This window comes from Kamptonema sp. UHCC 0994 (assembly GCF_029167235.1).
GTDB lineage: Bacteria > Cyanobacteriota > Cyanobacteriia > Cyanobacteriales > Microcoleaceae > Kamptonema.
Genome location: NZ_JARFTR010000091.1, coordinates 1 through 9665, shown reverse-complemented (window position 1 = coordinate 9665; position 9665 = coordinate 1). Strand labels below are relative to the sequence as shown.

Here is a 9665-nt window from a genome sequence, read left to right as displayed (position 1 = left end):
TTCGGCAAGGTTATGCTTAGAACTGATGTGTAGTTATGCGATCGCTCATACCAGAAATTAGGTAATCCAGCCTAAACGCTCGGCAAACTTTTCCTTAAAAAATGGCAATCTTTTCCCTTAAGTCACATTCGGGTTCTGTTAAGTAATATTTCGCCAACGGTATCGTATCCCGGCTTTACCCCTAAATGAATTCGTGGAAGCACAAGCGAGGGAAAAGCAGGGCTATTGTATCAACCTGTCATATACCTTCCTCAACATCCATTCCTTGACTGCTTCGCCAAAATCTTGGTCGTCTATGATTTTTGTAAAAATGTCCTGATTGCCTTCCATTCGTTCAATCAGTGTTGTCAGGAATATGTCCTCAAAGCCATATTTGAAATTTTGAATTGAGTTGCTTTTGGCTTGCTGGGACAGCGATTCATTCCGAATTAGCTCTTCTTCAATTTGACTAAAGAAGTATTTGTCTGCATTGGTGAAATCAGTACCGAACCGATTATTGAGGATATCAATAATTTCCGAAAGCTTCGCCTGGGTTTCTTTCTCTCTAGGTATGCCAGCTTCAGTGATGGGTTGCAAAGCTGATTCTGTATCTTTCTGCAAAACAATCCGACCCTCGCGGATTTTTTGCAATCGGTAATACTCTAAGCTTACTTCATCCGTTAACTTAAAGACTTCGCTCTGAAGCCGCTTGGGTAACTTTGTTTGGAGCAGGCGAGCAAAGGCATAGAATTTCTCCAGATCTTCATCCGCAAATGGCATGATCTGTGCCAGGAATGCATAGAGTCGGATAAATGCGCCTAAAGTATTTTTGAACTCATCTTGCTGTTCTTCACTGAGACCCTTAAAACGCTCTACCGCAGGGTCAACTAAAGCATGAAGCTGGCTATGGTTTCGGTGGCTTGTTTTTTCTTGGGGCTCGAAAAATACCTTAGCAAAGTCATCAACTTCACTAGACCCAATTATTTGATAGCCATCTAACCTGTTCTTTAAGTCATAAAGTCGGTTTGGATCGGTCGTGGATGCCAGTATTGTTTGCTCGTAGTAAGGCTGGAAGGCATCAACGATTTCTTGCTCTTCATTAGCAAAATCTAAAATAAAGGTATCTTCTTTTCCAGGGCAGGTACGATTTAGACGAGATAGAGTTTGTACCGCTTTGACTCCCGAAAGTTTTTTATCCACATACATGGTGTGTAGTAGTGGTTGATCAAAGCCAGTTTGGTATTTATCCGCAACGATTAGAAGTTGGTACTCAACCGTTTCAAACTTTTCCGGTAGTTCTCGTTCGCCAAAGCCATTAATGTCAGATTCTGTGTATGAAATTCCAGTTTCTCTATCGGTAAAAGCAGTAAACGCGACTAATGCTTTAATGTCTTGGTATCCTTGTTTTTTTAAATATTTATCAAATTCATCTTTGTACCGAACGACATGAGGACGAGAGGCTGTAACGACCATTGCTTTTGACTTCCCGCCAATTTTATGCATGACGCATTGACGAAAATGTTCGACCATAATCTCGGTTTTTTGAGCTAAGTTGTGGGGATGAAGTGACAGGAAGCGGGCGATCGCACGGATTGCTTTCCTCTTGTGAATCTGAGGATTGCCTTCAATCGCTTTTGTGAGTTTGAAATAAGTCTTATAGGTTGTGTAGTTTTGCAGCACGTCCATAATGAACCCTTCTTCAATTGCTTGCCGCATGGAATAGAGATGGAAGGGTTTGGGTTGTGCCTGGAGGTTGAGATGCCCAAAAACTTCCAGTGTTTTTTGTTTGGGAGTAGCAGTGAAGGCGAAGAAGCTCAAGTTTGGTTGTTTACCACGGGCAAGCATCGACTTACGAACCATATCCTCCTCGTCTTCGTTCCCATCGCTGTCGCCTTCGTCTTTAGCGGAACGGCTCAAGTCTGTCACTGTGAGGACTTCTTTCATTTTCTTAGAGGCTTCTCCACCCTGAGAACTATGAGCTTCGTCCACAATCAGAGCGTAGTTTCGTTTGGGTAATGTGCCAATTTTGTCCAGGACGAAGGGAAATTTCTGTAAGGTGGTAATGATAATGTTGGTGCCGGAAGTCAGTGCCTCTACCAGTTGCGAGGAGTTGCGATCAATTTTTTGCACGACTCCCTGCACATGATCGAACTGGTAGATAGTGTCCTGGAGTTGTTGGTCAAGGACACGGCGATCAGTGATGATGATGACGGAATCAAAGACGCGCTTATCCTGGTCGTTGTAGAGATTGGCAAGTTGGTAGGCTAACCAGGCGATTGAGTTACTCTTGCCACTCCCGGCAGAATGCTGAATCAGATAGTTTTGCCCAGCTCCTTTCTCTTTAGCATCAGCAGTTAATTTACGAACGACATCCAACTGGTGGAAACGGGGGAAGATAAGAGTTCCTTTCCTAGCAGGTTGACTGTTGAGCTTGGTAGTTTCTGGCTCTAGATGCAAGAAACGCCCCACAATGTCTAGCCAACTGTCTTTTGTCCAGATATCTTCCCAAAGATAGGCAGTTTTATAGCCGTTTGGGTTGGGTGGGTTGCCTGCGCCCTCGTTGTAGCCCTTGTTGAAAGGAAGGAATCGGGTGTTGCCGCCATTAATGCGGGTAGTCATCCAGGCTTCATCTGGATCTACTGCAAAATGCACTAAGGCACCGCGCTTAAATTGGAACAGTAGTTCTTGGTTATCTCGATCACTACTATACTGCTGCTTGGCGTTTTTCACATCCTGTCCAGTAAACTGGTTTTTCAGTTCCACTGTGGCAACAGGTAAGCCGTTAATGCTCAGCAGCAGATCAATGGAATTTTCATTGCGGGTGCTGTAGTGGACTTGCTGAGTTACAGTCAGGATGTTTTGTTTGTAGAGTGCCAGAGTATCGGGGTTGAGACCGCTGGCAGGTTTGAAGAATGCCAGTTTAAAGCGTACTGCGTGGTCGGTAATCCCGTAACGTAGGACATCCAGCATTCCACGATGAGTTAACTCCTGGCAAAGCCGATCAATAAACTTTTGCTCTACTGTTTCCCCATGAATATCGGAAAGCCGTTTCCATTCTTCCGGCTGAGAATTTTTAATAAACTGCAAGAGGATTACTTGATCGAATGCCAGTTCGCGCTTGAAGTTGGTAGCATTGCCCAACTGGTAGCCACCACCGTTCGTCAAAGAATTGACAATGGCATCTTCAAAGGCTTTTTCAGTAATGCGAGCAGTCGTTGTCATGATTCCGCCTCTGGCTGTTCAATCATGGTCACAGTGTTCAAGAAATGCTTGTACGCAACCTGACGAAGGATTTCTTGCAATTTGCCGCGCTGGAATTCATTTAAGTCTAACTTCAGGTCGTCGTCCTCGTTGTAGCAGAGGCTGATAAACACCTGTTCATCCTCATTTAAGAAGTCACCTACATCGGGTTTCCTACCAGGACAGTTGTTAATGAGTTCACAGGTATCTGGATCAAAATACTGATGCACCATATTTTGGATACCAAGAACAGGTCGGCTTTGATAGTGAGGCTTGCCTTCGATAGATTGCCACATGACACCAAACAACTTAGAATTTCCAGAGCGATAAATTTTCCCAATTTGGGGTGCGCCTCTAATTCCAGAGGTAGCGCGGGAAATATCACGAATTTTGCGAATCAGCAGTTTTAGCGGTTGCATATTCAACTGGATGTCTGCCATCCCGACCTCTTCGTAAATCTCCACGATTAAGTCATCGCTTTCAAGATCGCCAATGAAGCAAACAGGTTCAGAATCATCTAAAAAGCAACGTTCTGTGACAAAGCGCTCAGAAGTCGAATTATACGCCAGTCGCCAAACATAAAATTCGCTTGTTTGCCAGCGCCAGCCCCCAAAGATAAATTTGGCTGCACCTCTGGCATCGTCATAATCACGACTACTAAGGTCGCTGAGGTCGATAGCTTGGGCAAGATCGGTAAATAGACCTTCAGCATGGCGCATTACGTCGAGCAAATCGGTTTGGGGGTTTTTCAGGGTAGGAGACGCTTCAATAGAATGAATTAGATTGAGGATCATTGGGTATGCCCGTGACGTTTCTCCGGCAAAGCAGATGAAACAGTCTTTTCGAGGCAATTCAAACAGTTTGACTCCGGCTTCCCATCGTTCTCCTGCGGAAAGACAACTATCCGTCGCAAAGACTAACTCTTGATCGTCTGTGGAAGTATGATGTATCCAGGCTGCACACAGGGTCATGCAGCGTCCTCCTCCCCAATATCAAGTTGACCTGTGACGGCGGCGGTGATTAGAGAGTACCGATATTCTTGGAGTTTTTTAATTTGCTGTTTTATCTGAGAAATAATCCGTTCAATTTTGTTTCGATTTTGAATCAGATAATTTACAATTTCATGCTGCTCATGAAGTGGAGGAATGGGAGAAGCCATTGACTTCACATCATCCATACCAATAGTCGGGATAGTTGATCCTGCTGTAAGTCGGCGCAAGTCCGACTTCATTGCGTACATCACATGAAGAATAAAATAATTATTAACTTCCGATTGGCATACCCAAGCAATTATATGTTGAGAAACAGCCATCGTTTTCGTGGTGATTGCACAAAGACCCACACGCGCACCGTCTCTATTAAATACGACTGCTCCAGCATTGATGAGATAAGCTGAAGAATTAGCTATGCCGATCTGACTAATTTTTAACTTTGTATCTTCAATAAAATCATTTGCTTCAAGTGTTTTTGTGTCGTTAAGCGACACCCAAGGTATATTGCATTCCTCTGGAATCCAATAAGTAGGCTCAGATTTACTAGGAGTATGACCAGTTTCCAGCTTACAAACAAATTTGAGGCGTTTAACACTCCAATGCTCTGGAATCTCGCCCATCCAGGGGATGCCGGAGTCTTTCATCGGGACGTTTGGGTTCAACCCTTTGGTGACTGCCTGGTTGAGCAGGGCAGTGCGTTTTTCTTCGAGGAGCTGGATAAGGCGTTGTTTTTTGGCGATGAGGGTGTCTATGGCTGCGGTTTTGCGATCTAGGAAGGCGGCGATCAATTCTTGCTGCTCACGAGGAGGAACAATTATTGGTATATTACTCAATCCCTCTCTCGATAGTTCAATCTGATTAGTTGCTCCTGAAGCAAGAACCGAATAGATGTAACCCTGGTAAACATTAGTTTGCAGAAGATAGTAAAGATATTGAGTATATATTTCCTTAGTAGGTCTAACGATTGTTACGTGGCTATCTGCTAAATATTCGTCATCAAGGTTAAAAACACCCATACGCCCTAATGTCCCAGTACCAGTTGAGTTAATTAGTAAGTCTCCAGGATAAAGTTTTCCTCCATATCCATTAACCACATCAGGATTTTGTAACTTAATGTTCCCCAGCCTTAAACCATCCCAGTAGATACAAGCCTGATTAATAATGGGTATACCTTTTTCCTTGTCATCTGTATAATCAGGACTTCTACCTCTGGAAATGTAAGAAGCATATCTTTTAAGCGCAATTACACTCCAATTACTTGGCACTTCGCCTAACCAATGCACCCCAGAATAGTTAAAGGACGAATTCATAGCGTTATCTCCTCAAGCATTCCCCGAATTTCATCCTCCAAGCTTTTTATTTCTTGCTCAATCTCCGCTAACGGACGTGGCGTCACATACTCATAAAAATGCCGTGTAAACGGAATCGCATAGCCTATTTTGGTCTTACTGTCATCCACCCAAGCATCCGATACATGGGGTAACACCTCCCGCTTCATGTACTCATGAATGTCATCCTTTAGCGGCACATTTTCATAGTCCCGCAAGTCTGAATCAGGTTCCGGGTTGCCATCCTTGTCAGTACAAATATCCGCCGTCTCATCCCGTTCTGCTAAAGCATTGAGAATAGCTTTTTTCATTGGGGCTGCAATTTTTCCATCAGCCGTTTTCAGTGCCTTATTTAAGACTTTTTCAAACTCATCTCGGTTTGTGTAAAGGCTAGTTCCTAAACTTCGCAATGCCGTTCTGATTGACTCTTGTAACACCTTGCCTACTTCAATCTCCTTTAGCGCCGCCCCACCGCGCTTTTTCGACTGTGCCAGGTTTACAAACGCCGATTCTGTCTCGAGTCGAGCCAACCGTTCTTCACTTGCCTGAAAATTTAGCCGCAACGGACGTTCTACTGTAATCCGCCAGTAACCAAAGTCCTCGTTATCAAAGATTTTACTAACAACGACCTTCCCTTGTTTGCCATCTACCTCTAGAGTGCGGGTAGCATTCTGTTCAAAGTCGCCATAGATACGTGTGATTTCAGCAATCTGATCGGGTGTCACCTCAACTCCATCTCCGATCACATTGCGCTTATTACCCAGACTACGGCTCATCTTGCGGTAATAGTGGATGCCGTTGACCAGTTGGATTTTGCCCTTACGTTCCAGTGTCTTGGCATTGCTGACAATCCAGATATAGGTGTAAATCCCGGTGTTATAGAACAGTTGGTCAGGCAATGCCACGATCGCTTCTAGCCAGTCTTTTTCTATGATCCATTTGCGGATTTCACTTTCGCCACTTCCAGCACTTCCTGAAAATAGTGGCGATCCGTTAAACACAATAGCAATTCGAGAACCGCCATTGTCCCACTTCATTTTTGAAATCATGTGTTGCAGGAACAGGAAAGAACCATCTGAAATTCGGGGTAATCCGGCTCCAAAGCGACCGTTAAGTCCTTTTTTCTCATGCTCGGCTTTAACGTGAGTCTGTACTTTCTTCCACTCCACCCCGAACGGTGGGTTGGACAACATATAGTCAAATGTCATGCCCTCAAAACCATCATTGGTAAAAGTATTACCAAACTTGATATTGCTGACATTCTGCCCTTTAATCAGCATATCCGATTTGCAAATAGCATAGGATTCTGGATTAATCTCTTGTCCGAAAACTACTAGCTTGGCATCTGAATGTAATTCCTCTGTGAGATACTCTTCTGCTACTGAAAGCATCCCACCTGTTCCACACGCTGGGTCGTAGATGGTTTTTACAATTCCCGGTTGAGTCAGAATTTCCCTATCATTTATGAACAACAGGTTCACCATCAACCGGATAACTTCACGCGGCGTAAAGTGTTCCCCCGCTGTTTCATTCGACAATTCTGAAAACTTGCGGATCAACTCCTCAAACACATAACCCATCTCCACATTGGAAACGGCATTGGGATGAAGATCAATCTCGGCAAATTGCTTAACAATTAGAAATAATAGGTTTGCCTCATCCAGACGGTTAATATGGTCATTGAAGTTGAAGTATTCAATAATTTCTCGTCCTGCAGCAGAGAAGCCATTGATAAAGTTTTTGAGATTTGCCGCGACATTATCAGAGTCTTCTTTCAGCTTCTGAAACGTGAACTGGCTGATGTTGTGAAACGGTACGCCAGCTTTCTGATTGAGTACTGGTTCTGGATTCTTCAAATTCATGAACTTTACTTTGTTTTCGTAAAAGTCCATCACTATAGACTTAGTTGGCTCTAGAACGCAGTCTAGCCGACGTAGCACTGTAAACGGCAGTATGACTTTGCCATAGTCCGCTTGCTTATAATCACCACGTAGAAGATCAGCGACACTCCAGATAAATCCAGCAAGTTGTCTCACGTTTTCTGTTTTTGCCATTAAAAATCTGATTTAGAAAAGGGGAATTTAAGCCTTTTGGTTGAAATCTCTATTGATAGATAGTGTTTGACATAGAAGCTCTTAATCTGCAAAATATCGGTCCAACAGCATCTTGACCTCAGCTTATCAGAAACGGTCGTTTTTGAGAAACCCCTCCCCACCCCTGTACATCTAGGCTGAGTTTGAGGGTTTGGTGTTTTTGGATTGTGGCAATTGCTGCCTTTTGCAAGCTGGCGATCGCAAAATCAGTCAGGGTGAGCCCTTCCAAGTCTGCCGCTTTTTGCAACAAAAATTTGATTTCGGGGCTGATGCGGGCTTCTAGCCGTGCCATCGTTTTTGTGGTGGATGGGGTGGTCATGGCGTTAGGTTCGCTGTTAAAGCTGAACTTGTGAATTTGATGCTTAACTCTAGTCTATGCGGCAATTAGCCGTACCATCAATGGGTGGCCCATCTCTAACGTCAATTTTGCCGCTTTTCGGCCCCGAGTCTGGCTTTATTTTACCTCCGGTGAATTGCGATGGCACGCTCAGTTCCTATGCCCCAATCAATTACATCAGTATCGGAAATTTAAGAAAACTCAAACGAAGAAATTGAGACACTTCGCTTTTTTGTACTAAAGTGCGGTAGCACTGCCTTCAATAAAGCCAAACAAACTGAACTGCAACTCTTGCTATAAATGCTACCACTTTTGATCCTCTGCTACAATCGCTGAATTTGGGAGTGCAGAGTTTGCTGTTAAATTGTTAAATAAATCTTAAGTGTACCGGGACAGGAAAAAACCTCAAAATTAACTTTTTGGGGCTGAGTTTTCGTGAGTTTTTTGCTGTTTTTCGCTGTTTTTTCTGAGAATGTGCGAGTAAACTTGTACTCGCCTCAGCTTAATTATTAGCTGAATTTGAAGTGATGTTAGCAACAAAAACCGCATGAGAACTCAAACTTATGCAGATAGAAAGCTTGCACAAAAAGCAGGAATGGGCAGTAGCAATAGCAATGTTCAGAGATATATTTATACTGGTAGAGAAATTAACAGCCGAATGGATGAAGTGGATGGTGCGATCGCCTTTGAGTTCAGAACCAAAAACAGCTCACCATTCCCAAAGAAACCCTACAATAACGGATATATCCTGCATTTGAGGATTTTACCAGTGGCAACCATCACCATTGAAGTCCCCGACGAACTCTCAGAACAACTGGCACTTCTCGGTTCAAGCCTGCCAGAACTCTTGCGCCAGTGCGTTGAGCAACCAGTGCTGCCTGCGGGCACCTACCGCTACATTTTAAACTTTCTCGCCAGCGGGCCGACAACAGAAGAAATCGCCGCTTTCCGCCCCACGGCTGAGATGCAAGAGCGGCTGCGGACATTGGTAGCACATAGCAAATTTGGGGAACTCACCCCCGCAGAACAAGCCGAACTCAATGAATATGAGCGGATTGAACACTTAATGATTATGCTCAAAATGGGCAACCTGCCTTACCTCACCCGCCAATCTTAACTCGTGACCTACATTTCTATCGGCCTGCGTCGATACGTTGAAGAACGCGCTTCTCACTGCTGCGAGTATTGCCTACAGCCAGCAGACCTAAGTTTCTTTCCCCACGAAGTTGACCATATAGTTGCCGTCAAGCACAGGGGAACGACGGATGCCGACAATCTCGCCTTTGCCTGCTGGCGGTGCAACCGATACAAGGGGACAGACCTCGGTTCCTTCGACCCCCAAACAGGGGCTTTCAGCTTTCTGTTCAATCCCCGGACACAGCAGTGGTCTTTCCACTTTGCTTTAGAAGATGCCAGGATTGTCGGGCTCACTCCAGAAGGGCGCACGACTGCCAACTTGCTCCAGTTTAACAGTGAAGAGCGGCTGGCAGAACGCAGGCGCGCATCCTCAAGTTCATAGGGTCAAGCTGATTTTACGTGGGAGCCCCAAAAGGTTGAGGTAGCTTTCCCCCAAAGAGAGGTAAGTATTGTTATCGATCATTGGCGAGAAAAATGGGTAAAATAGATCAAAAGCCCCGATTTCTTTGGACATCAAACTTTTTTATGCTTCTTGAGTCCTCCCAAATCTCAACAGCGC

The 9665-nt window shown here is 44.4% G+C and carries 7 protein-coding genes; 2 read left to right on the top strand and 5 right to left on the bottom strand.

Features of this window, described 5'->3' with window-relative positions; translation table 11 throughout:
* Positions 1 to 222: 222 nt before the first annotated feature.
* The 5 genes from PY364_RS09265 to PY364_RS09245 form a co-directional block, all read right to left on the bottom strand.
* Complete coding sequence (locus PY364_RS09265) at positions 223 to 3201, bottom strand: type I restriction endonuclease (protein WP_275522009.1); 2979 nt, start codon at positions 3199 to 3201, stop codon at positions 223 to 225.
* On the bottom strand, positions 3198 to 4190 hold the full coding sequence (locus PY364_RS09260) for a hypothetical protein (RefSeq protein WP_275522008.1): 993 nt from the start codon (positions 4188 to 4190) through the stop codon (positions 3198 to 3200). Before PY364_RS09260 ends, PY364_RS09265 begins: the two co-directional genes overlap by 4 nt.
* Positions 4187 to 5521 carry a restriction endonuclease subunit S gene (locus PY364_RS09255; protein WP_275522007.1) on the bottom strand — a complete coding sequence of 445 codons (1335 nt, stop codon included), beginning with the start codon at positions 5519 to 5521 and terminating at the stop codon, positions 4187 to 4189. Before PY364_RS09255 ends, PY364_RS09260 begins: the two co-directional genes overlap by 4 nt.
* Positions 5518 to 7593 carry a class I SAM-dependent DNA methyltransferase gene (locus PY364_RS09250; RefSeq protein WP_275522006.1) on the bottom strand — a complete coding sequence of 692 codons (2076 nt, stop codon included), beginning with the start codon at positions 7591 to 7593 and terminating at the stop codon, positions 5518 to 5520. Before PY364_RS09250 ends, PY364_RS09255 begins: the two co-directional genes overlap by 4 nt.
* 118 nt (positions 7594 to 7711) lie before the next feature.
* Positions 7712 to 7951 carry a DUF1778 domain-containing protein gene (locus PY364_RS09245; RefSeq protein ID WP_275522005.1) on the bottom strand — a complete coding sequence of 80 codons (240 nt, stop codon included), beginning with the start codon at positions 7949 to 7951 and terminating at the stop codon, positions 7712 to 7714.
* Between the two features lie 565 nt (positions 7952 to 8516).
* On the opposite strand from PY364_RS09245, the gene PY364_RS09240 reads away from it, so the two are divergent.
* Together PY364_RS09240 and PY364_RS09235 are read left to right on the top strand one after the other, a co-directional pair.
* A complete protein-coding gene (locus PY364_RS09240) occupies positions 8517 to 9086 on the top strand; it encodes a hypothetical protein (protein WP_275522003.1) in 570 nt (189 codons plus the stop codon).
* Between the two features lie 3 nt (positions 9087 to 9089).
* Complete coding sequence (locus tag PY364_RS09235) at positions 9090 to 9488, top strand: HNH endonuclease signature motif containing protein (protein WP_275522001.1); 399 nt, start codon at positions 9090 to 9092, stop codon at positions 9486 to 9488.
* Positions 9489 to 9665 lie beyond the last annotated feature (177 nt).

Bases quoted from the DNA above. Each gene is read 5' to 3' on its own strand.
- PY364_RS09265 (WP_275522009.1), bottom strand. From the start codon at position 3,201: ATGACAACGACTGCTCGCATTACTGAAAAAGCCTTTGAAGATGCCATT.
- PY364_RS09245 (WP_275522005.1), bottom strand. From the start codon at position 7,951: ATGACCACCCCATCCACCACAAAAACGATGGCACGGCTAGAAGCCCGC.
- PY364_RS09250 (WP_275522006.1), bottom strand. From the start codon at position 7,593: ATGGCAAAAACAGAAAACGTGAGACAACTTGCTGGATTTATCTGGAGT.
- PY364_RS09255 (WP_275522007.1), bottom strand. From the start codon at position 5,521: ATGAATTCGTCCTTTAACTATTCTGGGGTGCATTGGTTAGGCGAAGTG.
- PY364_RS09240 (WP_275522003.1), top strand. From the start codon at position 8,517: ATGAGAACTCAAACTTATGCAGATAGAAAGCTTGCACAAAAAGCAGGA.
- PY364_RS09260 (WP_275522008.1), bottom strand. From the start codon at position 4,190: ATGACCCTGTGTGCAGCCTGGATACATCATACTTCCACAGACGATCAA.